Source organism: Alkalihalophilus pseudofirmus (assembly GCF_029094545.1).
Classification (GTDB): Bacteria; Bacillota; Bacilli; order Bacillales; family Bacillaceae_D; genus Alkalihalophilus; species Alkalihalophilus pseudofirmus.
The window spans coordinates 741,977-761,096 of record NZ_CP117835.1; the positions used below are offsets into that span (position 1 = coordinate 741,977).

Annotated in this window: 24 protein-coding genes; 16 read left to right on the forward strand and 8 right to left on the reverse strand. The window is 39.2% G+C overall.

Going from position 1 to position 19,120, the window contains the following annotated elements; translation table 11 throughout:
• The first annotated feature begins 7 nt into the window (after positions 1-7).
• The 8 genes from PQ478_RS03785 (at position 8) to PQ478_RS03820 (ending at position 6,684) form a co-directional block, all read left to right on the forward strand.
• Positions 8-274 carry a hypothetical protein gene (locus PQ478_RS03785; protein ID WP_012957700.1) on the forward strand — a complete coding sequence of 89 codons (267 nt, stop codon included), beginning with the start codon at positions 8-10 and terminating at the stop codon, positions 272-274.
• A 33-nt stretch (positions 275-307) separates the two neighbouring features.
• A complete protein-coding gene (gene yidC, locus PQ478_RS03790) occupies positions 308-1,066 on the forward strand; it encodes a membrane protein insertase YidC (protein ID WP_012957701.1) in 759 nt (252 codons plus the stop codon).
• Positions 1,067-1,172: 106 nt separating this feature from the next.
• Positions 1,173-1,523 (forward strand): hypothetical protein, encoded by a 351-nt coding sequence (locus tag PQ478_RS03795; protein ID WP_289235875.1) that lies wholly within the window; start codon positions 1,173-1,175, stop codon positions 1,521-1,523.
• A gap of 382 nt (positions 1,524-1,905) precedes the next feature.
• Entirely contained in the window at positions 1,906-2,589 is a 684-nt protein-coding gene (locus PQ478_RS03800) for a response regulator transcription factor (RefSeq protein ID WP_289235876.1), read from the forward strand.
• Entirely contained in the window at positions 2,586-3,983 is a 1,398-nt protein-coding gene (locus tag PQ478_RS03805) for a sensor histidine kinase (RefSeq protein ID WP_075683150.1), read from the forward strand. Before PQ478_RS03800 ends, PQ478_RS03805 begins: the two co-directional genes overlap by 4 nt.
• Before the next feature lie 72 nt (positions 3,984-4,055).
• Positions 4,056-5,252, forward strand: coding sequence for an MFS transporter (locus tag PQ478_RS03810; RefSeq protein ID WP_289235877.1), 1,197 nt, complete (start codon positions 4,056-4,058; stop codon positions 5,250-5,252).
• A gap of 131 nt (positions 5,253-5,383) precedes the next feature.
• On the forward strand, positions 5,384-6,343 hold the full coding sequence (gene yhaM / locus PQ478_RS03815; RefSeq protein ID WP_075683148.1) for a 3'-5' exoribonuclease YhaM: 960 nt from the start codon (positions 5,384-5,386) through the stop codon (positions 6,341-6,343).
• 62 nt (positions 6,344-6,405) lie between these two features.
• Complete coding sequence (locus PQ478_RS03820; RefSeq protein ID WP_022626467.1) at positions 6,406-6,684, forward strand: sporulation YhaL family protein; 279 nt, start codon at positions 6,406-6,408, stop codon at positions 6,682-6,684.
• Between the two features lie 46 nt (positions 6,685-6,730).
• Here PQ478_RS03820 and PQ478_RS03825 read toward each other — a convergent pair whose 3' ends face one another.
• Positions 6,731-6,853: a YjcZ family sporulation protein gene (locus PQ478_RS03825; RefSeq protein ID WP_012957709.1), complete on the reverse strand. Its 123-nt coding sequence runs from the start codon at positions 6,851-6,853 to the stop codon at positions 6,731-6,733.
• Positions 6,854-7,000: 147 nt separating this feature from the next.
• Positions 7,001-7,915, reverse strand: coding sequence for a peptidylprolyl isomerase (locus PQ478_RS03830; RefSeq protein ID WP_075683147.1), 915 nt, complete (start codon positions 7,913-7,915; stop codon positions 7,001-7,003).
• Between the two features lie 288 nt (positions 7,916-8,203).
• Between PQ478_RS03830 and PQ478_RS03835 the strand changes: the two genes are divergently transcribed.
• Both PQ478_RS03835 and PQ478_RS03840 read left to right on the forward strand, forming a co-directional pair.
• The gene (locus PQ478_RS03835) at positions 8,204-8,290 is read left to right on the forward strand and encodes a YjcZ family sporulation protein (RefSeq protein WP_075683146.1); all 87 of its coding nucleotides are present in this window, start codon (positions 8,204-8,206) and stop codon (positions 8,288-8,290) included.
• A gap of 55 nt (positions 8,291-8,345) precedes the next feature.
• The gene (locus tag PQ478_RS03840; RefSeq protein ID WP_022626469.1) at positions 8,346-8,435 is read left to right on the forward strand and encodes a YjcZ family sporulation protein; all 90 of its coding nucleotides are present in this window, start codon (positions 8,346-8,348) and stop codon (positions 8,433-8,435) included.
• A 218-nt stretch (positions 8,436-8,653) separates the two neighbouring features.
• Here the strand turns inward: PQ478_RS03840 and PQ478_RS03845 are convergent, their stop codons facing one another.
• The gene (locus tag PQ478_RS03845) at positions 8,654-8,833 is read right to left on the reverse strand and encodes a hypothetical protein (protein WP_012957711.1); all 180 of its coding nucleotides are present in this window, start codon (positions 8,831-8,833) and stop codon (positions 8,654-8,656) included.
• 168 nt (positions 8,834-9,001) lie between these two features.
• Here PQ478_RS03845 and PQ478_RS03850 point away from each other — a divergent pair, with 168 nt between their 5' ends.
• Complete coding sequence (locus tag PQ478_RS03850) at positions 9,002-9,595, forward strand: YpmS family protein (protein ID WP_289235878.1); 594 nt, start codon at positions 9,002-9,004, stop codon at positions 9,593-9,595.
• Positions 9,596-9,642: 47 nt separating this feature from the next.
• Here the strand turns inward: PQ478_RS03850 and PQ478_RS03855 are convergent, their stop codons facing one another.
• From PQ478_RS03855 to PQ478_RS03875, 5 genes are all read right to left on the reverse strand, one after another.
• Entirely contained in the window at positions 9,643-10,188 is a 546-nt protein-coding gene (locus tag PQ478_RS03855) for a DUF3267 domain-containing protein (protein WP_289235879.1), read from the reverse strand.
• A gap of 228 nt (positions 10,189-10,416) precedes the next feature.
• Positions 10,417-11,013, reverse strand: coding sequence for an HTH-type transcriptional regulator Hpr (locus tag PQ478_RS03860; RefSeq protein WP_012957714.1), 597 nt, complete (start codon positions 11,011-11,013; stop codon positions 10,417-10,419).
• 186 nt (positions 11,014-11,199) lie between these two features.
• Positions 11,200-11,547 (reverse strand): YtxH domain-containing protein, encoded by a 348-nt coding sequence (locus PQ478_RS03865; RefSeq protein WP_289235880.1) that lies wholly within the window; start codon positions 11,545-11,547, stop codon positions 11,200-11,202.
• Positions 11,548-11,855: 308 nt separating this feature from the next.
• Positions 11,856-12,944 carry a 3-phosphoserine/phosphohydroxythreonine transaminase gene (serC, locus tag PQ478_RS03870; protein WP_289235881.1) on the reverse strand — a complete coding sequence of 363 codons (1,089 nt, stop codon included), beginning with the start codon at positions 12,942-12,944 and terminating at the stop codon, positions 11,856-11,858.
• A 137-nt stretch (positions 12,945-13,081) separates the two neighbouring features.
• Positions 13,082-13,516, reverse strand: a complete 435-nt coding sequence (locus tag PQ478_RS03875; protein WP_289235882.1) for an HIT family protein — start codon at positions 13,514-13,516, stop codon at positions 13,082-13,084.
• Positions 13,517-13,727: 211 nt separating this feature from the next.
• Here PQ478_RS03875 and PQ478_RS03880 point away from each other — a divergent pair, with 211 nt between their 5' ends.
• From PQ478_RS03880 to PQ478_RS03900, 5 genes are all read left to right on the forward strand, one after another.
• Positions 13,728-15,314: a long-chain-fatty-acid--CoA ligase gene (locus PQ478_RS03880; RefSeq protein WP_289235883.1), complete on the forward strand. Its 1,587-nt coding sequence runs from the start codon at positions 13,728-13,730 to the stop codon at positions 15,312-15,314.
• Between the two features lie 381 nt (positions 15,315-15,695).
• Positions 15,696-16,181 (forward strand): PCYCGC domain-containing protein, encoded by a 486-nt coding sequence (locus tag PQ478_RS03885; RefSeq protein ID WP_289235884.1) that lies wholly within the window; start codon positions 15,696-15,698, stop codon positions 16,179-16,181.
• Positions 16,182-16,358: 177 nt separating this feature from the next.
• On the forward strand, positions 16,359-17,102 hold the full coding sequence (locus PQ478_RS03890) for an ABC transporter ATP-binding protein (RefSeq protein ID WP_012957723.1): 744 nt from the start codon (positions 16,359-16,361) through the stop codon (positions 17,100-17,102).
• An 8-nt stretch (positions 17,103-17,110) separates the two neighbouring features.
• Positions 17,111-18,319: an ABC transporter permease gene (locus tag PQ478_RS03895; RefSeq protein ID WP_289235885.1), complete on the forward strand. Its 1,209-nt coding sequence runs from the start codon at positions 17,111-17,113 to the stop codon at positions 18,317-18,319.
• Between the two features lie 54 nt (positions 18,320-18,373).
• Entirely contained in the window at positions 18,374-19,120 is a 747-nt protein-coding gene (locus tag PQ478_RS03900) for an EcsC family protein (RefSeq protein ID WP_075683138.1), read from the forward strand.

Consider the following 19,120-nt stretch of genomic DNA (forward strand, 5'->3'; position numbering starts at 1 on the left):
CGAATAGATGATTGAGTTTATAACAGATATGACGATGCTTTGGTTAAGTGTTGTTATGACAGTGCTTTTAGTTGCCGCTTTTGCGAGAGCGAGTGTGGCAGGAGTTTGGTTTACGTTTCATATGACAAGTAAAAAGCAGTTAAGCCAAACAGAACATCAACCGTTAGTCATAGCTGCTCTCATTCGCCCTTCATCAAATCCATATCGACCTAAGATCCCATCTGTATTTGATAAGGGCCAGTCTGATGATGAGCCGCACTCTCTTGTTGTTTAACTAAAATAGTTAAAACAACAAGGAGGAATAAAGTTGAAAAAAGTATTATGGATCATAATAATCATCTTAATGGTAGGTGCATTAGCAGGCTGTGGTGCGAACGGTCAGCCGATTACAGCAGAAACAGAGGGGATTTGGAATCACTTCTTTGTTTACCCGCTTTCTTGGGTTCTGATAAGTGTAGCAGATCTATTGAATGGAAGCTTTGGGTTATCGATTATTGTTGTGACAATAGGCATCCGGCTATTCTTACTACCATTGATGATCAAGCAGCAAAAAAGCAGCCGTGCAATGCAGGCATTGCGTCCCGAGATGGAAGCTTTGCAGAAAAAGTACGGTCAAGGAACAAAGCGTGATCCAAAAGATCAGCAGAAAATGCAAAAAGAATTGATGGCTTTATATAAAGACAGCGGAGTTAATCCAATGGCTGGTTGTTTACCGCTTTTTATTCAATTACCGGTGATGATGGCTTTTTATTTTGCGATCATGCGCACAGAAGTGATTGCTCTACATTCATTTTTATGGTTTGATCTAGGTTCACCAGATCCTTTATATATCTTACCTGTTGTAGCAGGAATTACGACGTTCCTCCAAGTGAAAATGACTTCATTTCAATTAAATGATCAAATGAAAGTGATTATTTATATTATGCCAGTCATGATTGTCGTAGCTGGAGTTACGTTACCATCAGCTTTATCATTGTATTGGGTAGTGGGAAATCTATTTATGATTATCCAAACCTATTTTACTGTAGTAAGGTTTGAACAATTGAAAACGGATATTTCTAAGTGATGTTTAAGAGGATGCCTTCATATATTGAGGGGTCCTCTTTTGTTTGTCGTGATATTCACCCACCACCTCATCCATGCATAAAATGGCAAATGAAGGAGGAGATGAGATGAATCAGGTGCAAGAAATGCAATCATTGTGTCAGCAATATATGAATCAAGCAGTGCATACTCAAATGAATGGTCAGCCTGCCTATAACGGTGTGATAGAAAATGTCGATAATGAATACCTTTACTTGCTCGTGCCGGTAGATGAATTCGGGCAATATATGGATTTGGCAGATTTAATGGGAGATGATCAACAGAATCAAATGGTACGTTCTTATCAAGATCAGCGTTATCCATATTATGCATACAATCCTTATTACCAGCCTTATTTCTATCCATATTACCCTAGGCCAAGAGGGTGGAATCGTTTAATCCTTCCGCTAGCAGCCCTGACTGCGATCGCTTTATTATAGGTGACATTTATATAAAATGGGCTCAAATTTGAGTCCATTTTCCGTTTCAAAATATGGGTAAATTAATTGTGGGAAATCTAGTTATTTCATGTTATTTGTCATGATTAGATAGTCTCAAATGCTAATTTGCGTGATAATAATAGTGGGAAACAAGTATTTTTACAGCAAAAGACATTATCTTTACTTCCCCGGGAAATAATCGACGACATCTTCCTAATTATGCAAGTTGAAAGGGATCATTCTTGCCTTTATTTCCTGATGACCGTTTAAATTATGTGATTAGTGGAAAATGTACTAAAATAGGTGTAAAGTCAAATTAGTCATATGGGTATTCATAACACTTGATTAATTTGTCCGTATAGACAAGAAGGAGGATGCGGGAATGGGACAATATCTCGTTTATCTCGTTGAGGATGAACAAAATTTATCAGAAGTATTAAAGGCCTATCTTGAGAAAGAAGGTTGGGAAGTAAGTGTATTTAATGACGGAGATGCTGCTCGTGATGCAATTGAAGACAAGCCTCATTTATGGATTCTAGATATTATGCTGCCTGGAACAGATGGGTATCAACTATTAAAAGGCATTAAAGAAAATGGAGATACACCTGTTATCTTTATTTCAGCGCGTGACCAAGACTTAGATCGTGTCTTAGGTCTAGAAATGGGAAGTGATGATTACTTAGCGAAGCCATTCTTGCCGCAAGAACTGATCATCCGCGCTAAAAAGCTAATAAATCGTGTATATGGCTCGGCTTCTCAAGACCAGAAGAAAATTGAACTTAATCAATACCTTATTGATCCTGTGGGTCGTACGGTTGTCGATTCAGAAGTGAGCGAAGAAGAAATTGTTGATTTAACAACAAAAGAAATGGACCTAATCTTGCTTCTAACAGGTGAAATTGGTAAAGCATTTTCACGCGAGAAGATTATTGAACATGTATGGGGTGAGAATTACTTCGGCTCTGAACGTGCTGTTGATGATGTCGTACGTCGTGTGCGTAAGAAGATGCCGCGTATTCATTTAGAAACGTTATATGGATACGGATATAGGGTTCTTTCTTCATGATCAAAGTGAACTTAGCCAAGCGAATCTGGCTTGCTTTTATTTCACTCATTGTTTTAGTTGCATTATCAATTATTATTATTTACCCTATCTCAATTAAAGGGACACTTACTGAGGAAACGTACCGATTAATTGAGACCGCACAAACAAGATATGCGTATCCTTTGCTTGACTTAATCGACCCAAGAGATGAAGCCGGTGACTTTATGGATCGCCGAGAAGCAGGAGATATCGGTCATTTCTTTATACATGATACGGTTGGACGAGCCCCTGTCGGTGATTCGTTCCCTCCTCCTGATATTTTACTTGAGATGGCACAGAATGCGTACAAGCAGGAGGCAAACCGAGGGCGTTATGAAATTCAGTACGGCGAAGCCACGGTATTCTATGTCATTTCAAAAGCTCAGGTTCAAGGCACTCCAGGATTTCATATTTCCTATATGTGGGATACGTATCGTGATCAAATGGTAAATAGATTATGGGAGAGGCTATTATATCTTTTATTACTAACAAGTGGTCTGAGTCTATTACCTGCGATATGGCTGAAGCATTACTTGCGCCAGCCGCTGATTGTGCTTGGGAATCATCTAGAACAAATAGCGAACCGTGATTGGCAGGAGCCTCTTAAATGGGACGGGGATGAAGATTTTCAGCGTCTTTCTGACCAATTTGAGAAGATGAGGCAGAATTTAAACAGTTATGACAGAGCGCAGAAAACATTTATCCAGCATGCTTCACATGAGTTGAAAACACCTATTATGGTCATTAAAAGTTATGCGCAATCTGTTAAAGATGGTATTCTGCCTAAAGATAACATGGAACAGACAATGAATGTGATTATTGAAGAAGCAAACCGAATGGAGCGCCGTGTTGTAGACATGCTTTACTACACGAAGCTTGACTCGTTAAAAGAAGAGACACCAAAACATGAAGAGATCATTTTTGGATCACTTGCTTTCCAAATTGAAGAACGATTCCGCGTGCAGCGAGAGGATGTTAAGATCAAAGTCATTGGTCCTGAGACTAAGATTTATGGTGATATTGAGCAATTGGAAGTGCTTTTAGAGAACTTGGTTGAAAATGCTCTTCGCTACGCTGTCGATACGATTTGGATTACAGCCAAGGAATTAGATGATCATGTAGAAGTGAGTGTTGAGAACAACGGAGAAGCGATTCCTGAGGTCGACCTGCCGCAGATCTTTAATCCTTTCTATAAAGGAAATAAAGGGAAGTTTGGGCTTGGTCTTGCTATTGTGAAAAGGATCGCTGAGCTTCACGGGGGACAGCCTAAGATTGAAAATAGTGAGGTTGGTGTGAAGTTTATTATAGAGTTTCCGAAGCCTTATAAAAACCCAAAAGACCAGCCAAAATCAAAGAAAAAGGAGAAGAAGTCGTAGATTGACGCTTCTTCTTTTTCCATTTATACTTATTTCGTTACACTAATTTTTTGTTGTAGAGAAGGTTAGCACATGAAAAATAAAGAATTTAAGTCTTTATTCATGCTTATGATTAATATGTTTGTGGTCATGATGGGGATTGGATTAGTTATTCCTATTTTGCCCTATTATGTAGAAGCATTTGGGGCATCGAGCTTTGAATTAGGTTTACTGATTGCTGTTTTTTCCTTTATGCAGTTTTTATTGGCGCCTTTTTGGGGAAGGATGTCAGATAAATTTGGCAGGAAGCCTTTAATTGCGATTGGTATGTTTGGTTTTGCTGGGGCAGAATTTATTTTCGCCTTTGCTACGGAGCTCTGGATGCTGTTTCTTTCGCGAATACTTGCCGGGTCTTTTGGTTCGGCTGTTATGCCATCAGCTATGGCCTATGTCTCAGACCGTACGTCTTCCGAAAAGCGCGGACATGGGATGGGAATGCTCGGTGCAGCGATGGCACTTGGAATCGTAGTCGGTCCTGGAATTGGGGGTTGGCTGGCTGAAGTTAGCTTATCTTTGCCGTTTCTTTTTGCAGGAATAGCAGCCACTCTTGCGGGAATCTTTTCATTATTTCTATTGCCGGAATCATTATCGAAGGAAAAGCGAATGGAAATTGAAGATTCTGCTGACCGCAGCAATCAATTTTCCCAAATGTGGCATGCACTTAAAAGTCCGGTTGGATTTCTATTAATCCTTGTTTTTGGCTTAAGTTTTGGTTTGGCAAACTTTCAAACCATATTTGGTATGTATGCACTGCATCAGTTTGACTACTCCCCTTCTCAAGTAGGTTTTATTATGGTGTTAGTTGGCGTAATAGGAGCGGTTGCTCAGGGAGGTCTTGTAGGAAGGCTTACCGTAAGGTTCGGAGATGAACGAGTGGTGTTAGGCGCACTGCTTCTAAGCGGGATCGGGTTTGTTGTAATGATGCTTGCATTTGACTTTGTGACCGTTATTTTCACAACATGCTTATTCTTTTTAGGTAACTCTATTTTAAGACCTTCTGTAAACACAATGATTTCAAAGCTTGCAGGGGATCGTCAGGGAATGATAATGGGGTTGAATAACTCTTTTCTAAGCCTTGGAAACGTTGCCGGGGCTCTGCTTGCAGGATTAATGTTTGAATGGAATATGTATTTGCCATACAGCATAGGAGCACTAACAATGTTTGTTGGTTTCTTTGCTACGGTTTCATGGCTTTCTAGAAGAAAAGAAACAATAAAAACTACTGCCTAAATAGTAAGAGCCCTTTTGGTGAAAGGGGCTTTTTTCGTTTAGGAAGGTCTAAACAAGTATGCTATACTTGAGAAGATAAAGCACAAAAAAGCAGATGATAAAAATAGATTTAGTATAATGAGGTGAAACGGTTGAGTAAAGGGATCCGCTATCATAAAGTAGGCGAGAAGATTGAAACCTATCTATTAATTAAGACAGCAACAAAAGGGATTGCGAGTAACGGTAAACCGTTCCTAACGTTAATCTTAGGAGATAACACAGGGGAAATAGAAGCAAAGCTGTGGGGTTGTTCGCCTGAAGACGAAGTGGCATTTGCTAGTAAAGCTATTGTCCATATACAAGGGGATGTTATTGAGTATCGCGGACGCCTTCAGTTAAAAATTGGAAGCATCAGACCTACAACGGCTATGGATAATGTAAAGGTGGCTGATTTTGTCAGGTCTGCGCCTATATCGCCAGAGGATATGCTTGAAGAAGTTACTCAATATATCTTTGAAATGAAAAATCCTACCATTCAGCGTATTACCCGATTCTTATTGAAGAAACACCAGCAAGAATTTCTAGAATCACCGGCAGCAACGAAAAACCATCACGAATTTGTTTCTGGATTAGCCTATCATGTTGTATCCATGTTAAAGATTGCAAAAGACTTGGCTGTCCTATATCCAACTCTTGATAAAGACCTTTTATATGCTGGTGTGATCTTGCACGATTTGGGGAAGGTACGTGAGTTGTCAGGACCTATAGATACGCATTACACGATTGAAGGAAAGCTTCTTGGACATATCTCAATTATGGTAAATGAGATTGCAGATGCAGCTAAAGAATTAGAGCTTGAAGGAGAAGAGGTGTTGATTCTTCAACATATGGTGCTCAGCCATCATGGAAAAGGAGAGTGGGGCTCACCTAAAGTTCCAGTCGTGCGTGAAGCAGAAGTGCTTCATATGATCGATAATATTGATGCGAAAATTAACATGATGGATCGCGCCTTAGAGCGGGTTCAGCCTGGTGAATTTTCTGAGCGGGTGATGGCTTTAGATAATCGCAGTTTCTACAAGCCTGCTTTTCATGAACCTCCATTAGATATCTAGTTCTATTTATCTCGCCTGTTACATATTCTCTACTAAAAGAAGACAAGCAGGGGGGATATGAATTGGAAAAACGACAAAAAAACCAACGACTAGCGTTGATATTACTATTAATTTTAGCAGTATTATTCGTGTTAACTCAGACAGCTATTGGAGCAGTGCTGTTAGCAAGTCCATGGTGGGTGTATTTTGTTATCGGAGGTATTCTATTAAGCGGGTACCTTTCAATGAAATACTCACGTGAGGAACGTGAATTCGAACAAGAATGGATTGAAAAAGAAGGCAATGTATATATGGAGAGGCTGGCAGAGGAACGAGCGCGCCGCACAAAAGAAGGATCATAGCGAGTAGCTATGACCTTCTTTTTGTTTGCCCTTCCGCCTTTCATGTTTAGCAGCAGTAGAACGTTGAGCCTACAATAATTAATAAGATAAATAGGATCACTAGCAGGCAAAATCCGTTATCGCCGTATCCGTAATCGTAGCCGCCTTGTACTGGACCTTTTTTTGACATGATAATCATCCTTTCAAAACTATGATTAGGGCTATCCCCTAATCTAACGTATGCAAGCGTCTAGTTTTTGACATAGGCTGGAGTGCAATTTGGGCGCTTAAGCAAGAGAAAAGCCGGCACTTATCAATTAAAGTGCCGGCTGTGTTATTATTCGGTTGTCTCTTCCGTTGGCTCACTTTCCTCAAAAAGGTTTGCAAACTCAGGGTCTTTAATATCGATCGTTGCATTGTCGACAAGGTCGCGTAATACTTCCTCTGTTGATTTAGATTGTTCTTGAATCAGTGCTTGTTCGATATCATCTGCAAAATCTTCATATCCAGATTTACGATCAGTTACTTTAATAATATGGAACCCATATTGAGATTCTACAGCATCACTTACTTCACCGACTTCTAGTGCAAAAGCAGCTTCTTCAAATTCAGGTACCATCTCGCCGGTACCGAAAAATCCTAAATCGCCACCGCGTGTAGCAGAACCATCCATTGAATATTCAGCAGCTAATTCTCCAAAGTCTTCTCCCGCTTCAATCTTTTCAAGGACTTCGTTTGCTGTTTCTTCATCTTCAACTAAGATATGACTCGCTTGAACCTGCTCAGCATACAGCTCTTCGTTCTCTTCGTAATAAGCTTGTTTATCTTCTTCTGTTACGTTCACTTCAGATTTGGCTAACTTATCAAGAACAATTGGTGGAACAATCATATCTTCTACAAAATCATCCATAGATTCATACGTCATATTAAATTGGGCATCTAGAATTTCAAGTAATTCTTCGTCTGTTTCGACATTTAACTGACCTTTAAAGTTCTCAATTCCTTCTTCTATTTCTTCTTCAGTCACGCCTAGTTCATTCTTAGCATCAGCAATTAGAACTCGTTGCACCATTTCCTCTAATGTTGCTTGGCCGTATCGTTCTTTCATCTTGTCATAAAATTCAGCTTCAGTTACTTCATTTCCATCCACAGTCACTACTACATTAGAATCAGTTGCAGTATCATCATTGCTGCAAGCTGCAAGAGCAGTCATACATGCAAGACCAACAGCTGCGATCATTCGTTTATTCATGAGTTCAACTCCTCAAAATTGTCGCTATTCATTGAATTTCTACGATTATGTTCCAACCATTTTGTTGAATCATCTTTAACTTCTATGTACCTTTTTAGCTGGCCCACATACTTTATACAATGAACAGTCGATCCTTCTTTCAGACATAACTATACCATAGATTACTCTGTTAGAGAATGATTTTCAGTACTGTTTAAAACGTAGTCTCAAAATTTTAGGGCAATCGCCTAGTACCTAATCAAGACATTTGCATAGTATATCCTAACAAAGCAAAGAGGAGGTGTTCTTATGTCTCAAGGATATCATGGTGGAGGTTTTGCGTTAATCGTGGTGTTGTTCATCTTATTAGTAATCGTCGGTGCAGCTTGGTGCTAGCATCTACACACCTCTTTACGGTTTAACACTTTACTAAGGGGAGGAGGATTAGACAATGGGTCACTCTTATGGATATAACGGATTCGCGTTGATCGTCGTGTTATTTATCTTATTAGTGATTATCGGTGCTTCTTGGTGCTGCTAATCACCCAAAAAAGAATGGAGCGCTATTGCGCCCCATTCTTTTTGTTTACATAGACCATACACTAACTTTAACGCTAGCCAGCCCAGTCGCCTTCGCTTTTCGTGTCTAGCTGCGGCTCCTTGTCTTGCAGGTAAAAACGGTGAATCGAACGAAGCAAAGGGCGCTTCTCATCGCTTCCTCTTATTTTACCGCATGCCAAAGCAGTCGCCTTCGCTTTTCTAGGTAAACATAAATTTTACGTATGTGGATGTTAGTAAAATTGTCATTAAGATATTAATTGTGCGAAAAACTTTTGGTTGTTTTTCAGACGGGATTTCTTTGCGTTCACATAAGGCATCCGTCATTGTATTGATCATATACAAAATAAATAGGGCAAAAAATACGAGAAATAAGACCATTCAATTGCCTCCAGTCTAGCTTTGTCTTATCTTAAACTTTATCAAAACTTTTTAAAAAAAGATAGAAGTATGCATGATTTAGTTTTAATGATAAGGGGAATGCAGGGGTTAGGTGGTTTGTAAAATAGAATAAGAGTACGTATGATCAAAGGGAGAGGTGATGTAGAGATGGAGAGAGCGAAAAATAAGTTTCCATTTAAGTTAGCGTTTTTAACGCTGCTCGCAATAAATATTATCGTGCTTATTATTGCTTTTGTTTTTGTCATGAGATTTACAGGTCCAATTGATGAAGATCATCTATCACAATCTGCTCCAGTGGATAGTGAAGCAGCATTTACAATTGAGACTTCTAAAAGTAAGTTAAATGGTTTAATCGCGAGGGAAATTGAAAAACAAGATGCTGGTGTTCCATATGTAGTAGAGCTTGGAGATGAATTGATTGAATTTAGGTCCGAGTTTAGTATTTTAGGTCAAAGAGTCCCTTTAGAAATGCATTTTGAACCGCAAGTGAGGGAGAATGGAGATGTTTTATTGCTAGCTGACCATATATCGGTCGGTATCCTGCAGCTTCCACAGGACCGGGCTATGCAGCTGATTAAAGAGTATGCTGACCTGCCTGAATGGGTAGATATCTATCCTGCAGATCGTTTAGCGCATATAAAAGTCACTGAAATTGATGTTGATCCGAAAATTGATTTTAGAGCAAAAGCCATCAATTTACCTGAAGATGAAATCACGTTTGAGATGATCGTAAATAATTAATTCAACATACAAAAAGCAGAATCCACACCACTGGGTTCTGCTTTTTGCTATACTGCTTGCTTTATTAGGATATGAAAGCCTTCATCATGATCCTCAATATAACACTGTTTAGGTGCTTTCATTAGGTGAGAAGCGTAAACCAAATCATAAAAAGCCAAGCCGAAATTGATCGATGTAAGGATCGAAAAATAAGGTAAAAATTGCGGCCACATAATGGATCCTACCCCACCTGCTGTTGTAATGAATACTAAAGGTGAAAATAGAGCCAATAAGTAAACATTTCGGGAAAGCGGCTCCCTTAATTTGATATCCATTAAAGGGAACAATAATTTCCTTGTACTGATTTTTATCTTTGCACGTCCGCCAAATAACCAAATGGGAAGGCAGTGAAGCAATTTATGTGTAAGGACTAAGCCAAATAAACTTAACACCACTGTAACAAAGCCAAATTGAGTAAATTCAGTTGTCTGCACAATCGTGCTCATGACTAAATAATAAAATAAAAATGATAGTAAAACAGTGCTTGATGAGAACATGATTAGGCGCAACGTTCCATAATCACGAGAAATATTAATGGTCTTCCAGCAGTTCATATCTAAGCTGCACCTCCAAAACAAGTTGAACCACAAGTTGGTTGAATATAAGGTCGAATCTAATAAAAGATAACTAGTAAATTTAATGCTCAACCTAATTGAATAATTTACGCCCTTTTTCTAGGAAATGCAATACCTCTGACAAAAATAAAAGGATTTCGACAATAATAAAAAAAGACAATAAAAAAACGGAGCGATTTTTAGAAATCGTTCCGCAATTTTTTTCGGTTAAGATGACTCTTTCGTAAGAGAGTGATCATCAAGCATTGGGCGTCTTGGAGACAAGCGGCCTTCTTCTTCAGTAAAGCCTTCTTCAAATTTTTGTAAGGTTTGTTCAAACATATCTACAAAATCAGGACCATAGATATGGCGAAGCATGCTCATGATTTCAGAGAATTCTGGGAATTTCCCGTATAATTCTTTGATTGGAAGGGCGCCCCCATACACTCCATATGTGCTAGGCTCATAGGTTTCTAATGTTTTTAAAAACATTTCCTTACCCTCTTCAGTTAGACAAACGTACGTATTTCGTTTATCATTCTCTTTTTTTGAAAACGTAAGAAATCCGCGTTCTTCAAGCTTCTTTGAAAAATTAAAAGCTGTTGATACATGCATCACTCCGAATTTGGCTATGTCTGAAATAGACGCACCGTCAAGATGATAAGCAATCCAGAGAATATGATGTTCATTAATATTTAAATCAAATGGTTTAATCCATGTCTGCCAATCTTTTTCTACCGACTTCCAAAGTGCTTTACTTAATTGCGCAACCTTATGATTGAAAATAACAGACTGTTTTAAAGAGTAAGGTTCGTTTGGCTCCATTTTTCTCCCCCTATCACGCTTCATATTTCTTTATCTTTTATAAAGCTATTTCTGAATACTTTTATTACTTATTATGACAAGGAATGTGTCAAAAAGAAAGAGGAATTCTCTTCTTTTTAGAAATTTTCTAAAAAATGTTTGTAAATCTATATTTATATAGTGATTATTTACTAAAGAGAAAGCAGCTTAATCTAGCTGCTTCATCTGAGATACTCGGCGTTGAAGTTCTTCTGTATCTTTTCTTAGCTGATCGATACTTGGCTGAACCTCTTTTTGCCAGTCAGAAATACTTTCTTTCACTTCTGAGCTAACTGCTTTAATTGATTGAATGCCTAGCTGGGTTGTTTCTGTTACTTTTTCTTTTAATACGATGGAATCATTAGAAAATTGCTTAACACCTTTACGTACTTTTTGAACTCGATCCTTACACGTTTCTTGAAGCTCACGACCCGATGCTGGGGTAGTGAATAGAGTAGCTGTACCTGCTACTACAACTCCAGCAACAATCCCAGAAAGTAAAGATTTAATATGCATATTTTTCTCACCTCATCCATAATTGATCGTCATGTGTGCCATCTGCCGCTCATACAATAAAAAAAGGAGGGAAGATGACTATGCAGCACGCACTCATTTTATTGGTACTATCTGTAAGTTTATTATTGATGTATAGTCTCATTTATTCAATTTCAAGGTTTGTGAAAACGAAAGATGCTTCAGAGAGAACCTATTGGAGAAAAACAATATTGATCATGTTTACATGTTTTATCATCAGTGGAGTCCTATCTGGATGGCTTTTAGTATATGTCTAGAAGAGAGCTGTTCATTTACAGCTCTCTTTCTAATTAAGCGTGTTTATTTTGGAATTCAACCATGAATGCTCTTAGTGCTTCACAAGCTTCTAATGGAACAGCATTATAAATTGATGCACGACATCCCCCAACAGAACGGTGTCCACCTAAACCGACAAAGCCTTTTTCAGCTGCTTCGCTCAAGAAAGATTTAGTCAGTTCTTCGCTCTGTAAAGTGAACGTTACATTCATATGAGATCGGCTTTCATTTGTCGCATGTCCTGTATAAAAGCCATTGCTTTCATCAATGGTAGCATAAAGGAGCTGTGCTTTTTTGGCGTTTGCTTGAGCAATACCGCTTGCACCGCCTTGATCCTTCACCCACTGTAAAACATTACGAAGCATGTAGATCGCAAATGTTGGTGGGGTATGGTATAGGGAATCGGCTTTAGCATGCGTTTGGTAACGAAGAATAGTTGGAATTTGGTCATTGGCGCTCTCTAGCAAATCTTTTCTGATAATAACAACTGTTACACCAGAAGGGCCAAGATTTTTTTGTGCTCCTGCGTAAATCATTCCAAATTTGCTGACGTCAATCGGTCGTGAGAGGATATCACTCGACATGTCTGCAATTAAAGGAATATCTTTTGTATCTGGATAGGTGGACCACTGTGTACCGAAGATGGTGTTATTTGATGTAATATGAATATATGCATCATTTGCATTAATTTCAGATGAGTTAACTTCAGGGATTGAACGGTAATTTTCATCTTTTGAAGAGGAAAGAATCTTCGCTTCGCCAACTAATTGAGCTTCTTTTAGAGCTTTTTCAGACCATGAACCACTCATAACAAAGCTTGCTGTTTTACCTTCTTTAAGCAAGTTCATCGGAATCATTGAAAATTGCAAGCTAGCGCCGCCTTGAAGAAAGAGAATCTCGTAGTTGTGAGGAATCTCTAAGAGTTCGGTTAGTAAACTTTTAGCTTCTTGATGGACTGCTTCGTATGTTTTGCTGCGGTGGCTAAGCTCCATAACTGACATGCCGCTGTCACCGAAATTAAGTAATTCTTCTTGTGCTTTTTCTAATACTGGCTTAGGCAGGGCTGAAGGGCCTGCATTAAAGTTAAAAACCTGTTTGCTCATTTCTCTTTCCACTCCTTTAATTCGGTACTACAGTAATGTTTTTTCTAATACGATTATCGTACCATAATTTATTTAAAAAAGGAGAGGAAAGGAGAGATATTTTCTGAATGTACAGAAAAAAAGAACTGACCATTTGGTCAGTTCGTAACATGTGCAGAAATAGCAGCTGCCATTTCTTGCAATTCTTCTGGCTTATAGTCTGAGCTGTGATCTTTCCATACTGCGCCAAATCCATCGCCCTTACCGTAGCGAGGAATTAAATGGACATGATAGTGAAAGACAGTTTGGCCAGCTGTTTCCCCGTTATTATTTACTATGTTTAATCCTTCAAGCTTGTATGTAGCTTTAAGGCCTTTTGCTAATTTCGGAACAACTGAGAAAAGGTGGCTGGCAAGTTCTGTATCAAGCTCAAACACATCTGCCTTGTGAGCTTTAGGTATTAATAATGTATGCCCTTTTGTCACTTGACTAATATCCATAAAAGCTAGAACCTTTTCATCTTCATAAACTTTTGCAGAAGGAATCTCTCCCTTAATGATCTTACAAAATATACAATTTACATCGTGAGACATCTTATCACCCTTTCGATTTGATTTGGATAAATATAGATTATATATGGAGTAATTTTCTTTTTTCTACTATATCTTAGTGAGTTATGGACATGCAAGTCGTTCGTCTGTTTTGTAACAGAAGATAAACATCAGTGTGTTATTGGCACAGAAAGGGCTATATGGTATGATATAGTTAGAAAATTTAAATAAATCAGAAGCGGGAGGAACGATTATGCATGTACCTTTAGTTTTGCTTGATTTTCTAGATCGTGCTGTTGAATTATATGGGGATAAGCCAGCTATTGTCGGAGAAGAGAGAACGCTTACATATCAGCAATTAAATGAACGAGTACAACAATTGTCTTATGGATTAACAAAACTAGGTATCCAAAAAGGAGACAAAGTTGCTTACCTTGCTCCCAATACAGAAGATATGCTTGAAGGCTTCTATGGCGTGTTTCAGGTAGGAGCAGTGATGACATCTTTAAATACACGATTAAAGCCCGAAGATTACTTGTTTATCTTAAATCATAGTGAATCTCAAGTGCTTTTTGTTGACCAAGAATTGTACCCTCTAGTGGAGCCTGTTATTGATAAGCTAGAAACAGTAAAACACATTATCATTCATGGAGCTAAAGAGAATCAACAGGCAGGGGTTTCATATGAGCGATGGCTCAGTCAGTTTCCAACAGACGAGTTTAAACGTGTTCCTTTAGAAGAAAATGATTTAGCAAATATTTTATATACTAGCGGTACAACTGGAAATCCCAAAGGTGTTATGTTAACGCACCGCAGCAACTACCTGCATGCTTTAAGCACTCAGCATCATTTGTGTGTGAGTGATCAAGATACGTTGCTGCATGTATTGCCGATGTTCCATGTGAATGGATGGGGTTCGCCGTTTTATTACACAGCGAACGGTGCAACGCAAGTAATGCTTAGAAAAATCGATCCGAAGACTATTTTTGAAAAAATAGAGAAAAATGGGGTAACCGTAGCTCATATGGCACCTACTGTTTTAAACATGCTGCTTGAATATGCGAAAACAGAAAATGTGCCGAAAAGGGATAATATGAGAGTCGTGATCGCTGGGTCTGCTCCGCCTCCTGCATTTGTAACACGTGTGGAGGAAGAATTGGGCTGGGAGTTTATTCAAGTGTATGGAATGACTGAATCAAGCCCGCTTGTAACAACTTCTCAAATCCGTTCAGAGCAGCTTTCTTTTGATGATGCAGCGAAAGCTCGTCTAAAAGCAAAAACAGGCTATCCGATGATTGGATCAAAGTTGAAGGTTGTGAATGAGTACGGTGAGAAAGTAGCTGCGGATGGAAAAAGCATCGGAGAGATTGTTGTCCGTTCAAATGGTGTGATGGAAGGCTACTGGAAAAACCCTGATGCGACGAGTGAGACAATTCGTGATGGCTGGCTGCATACGGGGGATATGGCCACTGTAGATGAACATGGTTATATGGAAATTGTCGATCGAAAAAAAGATGTGATCATAAGTGGCGGGGAAAATATTTCCTCTATTGAAGTAGAAGGCGTCTTGTACGAGCACCCTGCTGTTTTAGAAGCAGCGGTCATTGCCGTTCCTCACGAGAAGTGGGGAGAAGTTCCACATGCTGTCGTCGTATTGCGTGAGGGGCAACAGCTTTCTGAAGAAGAAGTGATCGAATTCGCTAGAAGTAAAATGGCTCATTTTAAAGCTCCTAAAAGTGTAGTATTTGCAGAAGCACTACCTAAAACGGCCTCAGGAAAAATCCAAAAGGTTCAAATCCGTAAAGAATATTGGGGCGAAGGAGCAAGAATGGTTAACTAACACAGGGTCTACAGCTCTCACTGAGGTGGGGGCTGGTTTTTTTATGCCATCTCAGTCGCCTTCTCTTTTCTTTGTCTAGCTGCGGGGCATTTTCCTGCGGGTAAAAACGGTGAATCGAACGAAGCAAAAAGCGCTTCTCATCGCTTCCCCTCATTTTACCGCATGCCAGCCCAGTCGCCTCCGCTTTTCTTTGTCTAGCTGCATGATTCAGGTACTCGGTGCCTTCACTTCGCCAAACGAAGCAAAAGGAGGCTTCTAATTGTCGAACCTCCAGCCTCCTCTTACCTAATCGAATCATTTCGCTTTTCTTTTTTTATTCACATTTTCTTTGGTTGGGGCGTGCTATAATACGGGTGGTTACCTTGTGAAAGGAGAATGGATATGAAGAAAATAGGTCTTTTCCTTGTAGTTATATTACTTGCTTTTCCAGCCGCTGGTTGTTCAAATGACAATGCGGTGGATGAGCATGCTGATCATTCGATGATGATGGGTGATATTCATGAAGAAACAGCATCGGCGAGTGTTTTGCCAACATTTTTAGAAAATCATCCAGATTCGATTGCACAGATTTACGAGCGTACGCCTCACTATCAAGAGCTGCTTGAACATATGCCTTGCTATTGTGGATGCGGGGAATCTGTAGGACATCGCAGCACGTTTGATTGCTTTATTAATGAGCGTGGTGAAGACGGCTCTATTGTCTGGGATGATCACGGGGCTAAATGTGGTGTTTGCCTTGAAATAGCACATGCTTCGATGGAATTGTACGATAATGGCATGCCTGTAAAAGACATTCGTGATCTTATTGATGAGCATTATAAAGAGGGGTATGCTGAACCTACGGATACTCCACAGCCAAATGCATAAGGTAGAATAAGAAGTAGCCGAAACCGGTTACTTCTTACTTGTTTTATAGAGGTTTTTAGGGTGCGAGTGGAGAAGGTAGTCATTCATTTGGTACAATCAAAAGGATATAAGCATCTAAGAATTTTATATAAATGAATAGAATAATCAGAATTAAACCAGGGAGGCGGCAAACAAACGATGAATCAACGTTTAAAAATAGAACATCTTACTGGGGGATATCACCCTAAAAAGCCAGTGCTGCATGATGTAAATTTCTCTGTTAATCAAGAAGAGATTGTTGGGTTAATCGGCTTAAATGGAGCAGGGAAAAGTACGACCATTAAACATATATTAGGACTGCTTGAGCCTCATGAAGGCCGTGTCACTATTGAAGGAAAGACATTTCACGAAGATGCCAATGAATACCGTCGTTCATATGCGTACATACCTGAAACTCCTATTCTATATGACGAATTAACATTGTGGGAGCATCTTGAATTAACGGCGCTTGCTTACAATCTTGATCAAGCAGTATTTGAAGAGCGTGCAGAAGCCTTGCTTAAAGAATTTAAAATGACAAAAATGAAAAAATGGTTTCCAAGTCATTTTTCTAAAGGGATGCGCCAAAAAGTCATGATTATGAGTGCATTTTTAGTGGAGCCGCCTGTGTATATCGTCGATGAACCGATTGTTGGTCTTGACCCGATTGGTATTCAGTCTTTTCTCAATTTCATTTCTGATATGCGAAAACGCGGTTCAGCTATCTTAATGTCTACCCATATTCTAGCGACGGCAGAACGTTACTGTGATCGCTTTGTCATTCTTCATCATGGAAAAGTGGTGCTAACTGGTACACTTGATGAAATGAGAAGTCAGCTAAAGATGCCTGAAGCCACATTAGATGATATTTATATTGAGATGACAAAGGACGCGGTCCTATGAGGGATGGGATGACTCTTTGGCGTGAGCGGATCAGCTCTTACTGGAATGAAGCGATACGTTATCTACGCTTAATTGGAAACAGCGGTTTTTTATTTACGGTTTACTTTCTCATCCTAATTGGAAGCTTCTATTATAGTCAGGCATTAGAAGAATTACCGGAAGCATTCCCTTCTTTATGGGTTTTTACAGTCATATTTGCGATTGTTTTAACCAGAGGCCGTATCAGGACATTTGTGAAGCAGGCAGATGTAGTGTTTTTACTGCCTTATGAGTCAAAACTCGATCGATATTTCAGAGCTTCTCAGATCTATTCATACATTCTGCAATCTTTTGTGATGCTCGTTATCTTTATTGTCTTGGCACCACTTTTTGCATTAAGAATTTCAAATGAATCAGGAAGCTTCTGGTTTGTACTACTAATGCTGCTTATCGCAAAAGGTTGGAATGTAGCGAGCACTTGGCAGGAGCAGCGTTTTGCTAGCGGTCAGGAGAGAGGATCACACTTCCTATTACGACTTATGGTGAATGGAGTATTTACTTACCTGTTATTTTCAGGTGCTGATTTTATCTATTTAATAGCTGTAGTTGGAATCATGGCACTGTTGTACGTGTTCTATTATCAAAAACTAGCTGTGAAGCTTTCAATTAAATGGGAACATTTAATTTCCGTAGAGCAGAAAATGCTGATGTTCTTCTATCGTATTGCTAATGCATTTACGGATGTGCCGCAATTAAAGGAACAAGTGAGAAGCCGCTCGTATTTAAACGGAATGCTCGGATTCTTATCGGCGAATAAAAAAAGCGTGTATCATTATTTATTTGCGCGAACATTTATCCGTGCAAATGACTACTTAGGAGTGTATGTAAGGCTTATCGTCGTTGCAAGCTTCTTATTAGCCATACTGCCAAACGGATGGATGGAGATTGCTGTTTTTCTTTTATTTATGCATATGGTAATGATGCAGCTGTCTACGTTATGGTTTCATTATGATACGAATATGTGGGTAGACCTATATCCGATTGAACAGGGAGACAGAAAAGAAGCACTTACGACGATCAGCTTCAGGCTGCTGCTCGTTATGACTGCTGTCTTAACAGGAGTTTTATTGGTCAGCTCTACTTATTTAATTACAGCAATTGGCCTTGCAATAGGAATATTGTTTAGCTATCTCGGAAGCACCACATGGATTCATAAGCGCAAAAAGCAGGCATGGTAAACTCATTTTTCTCATTTATTAGTAGAAATGACTGGATATAAAAGGAGTGTGCTAATGTATAAGGAAAATGCCAAAGAAGAAGTCACGCGCTGGAAAAGGAAGCTGTTAAAACGTCCTTCAATGGCAGGCCGTTACACAAAAAAGCTTCAAGTGAAAATGAATACAATGATACCTGAGAGGGTTCATACGGTGGTAACGACAGGTATTAGAAATATGGTTCAAGCTACGTTAACTGGAACAGAGCATACTGCCAATAAAGAACCCTTGTATGATTTAAGTCTAGAAGAACGTGAAGAAAAAGTAAGACAACTGATCAAATCATATAAACGAACAGCTGCTGCTGAGGGCGCAGGTACTGGTGCTGGTGGCATTCTGCTTGGTTTAGCTGACTTCCCTCTATTGCTCGGAATAAAAATGAAATTTCTCTTTGATGTAGCTCAGACATATGGCTATGATGTAAGAGATTACAGGGAGAGACTTTTTGTCTTGCGACTTTTCCAGCTTGCCTTCTCAAGCGGAGATAAGCGTATTGAAGCTCTGAAGCGGATTGAAGAGTGGGAAGAGGAGTACAATTATCTGCCTAGTAAAAGAGAGTATATGGAGCATGTTGATTGGAAAGAGTTTCAATTAAACTATCGTGACTTTATTGACTTACCGAAAATGCTGCAGATGATACCAGGATTTGGTGCTATCGTTGGGGCAGCAGCTAACTATCATTTTCTTGATCTGCTTGGTGAGACGGCAATGAATAGTTACAGAATTCGATTATTTGAACAAGAAAAAAACGGAGAGGATCTATAA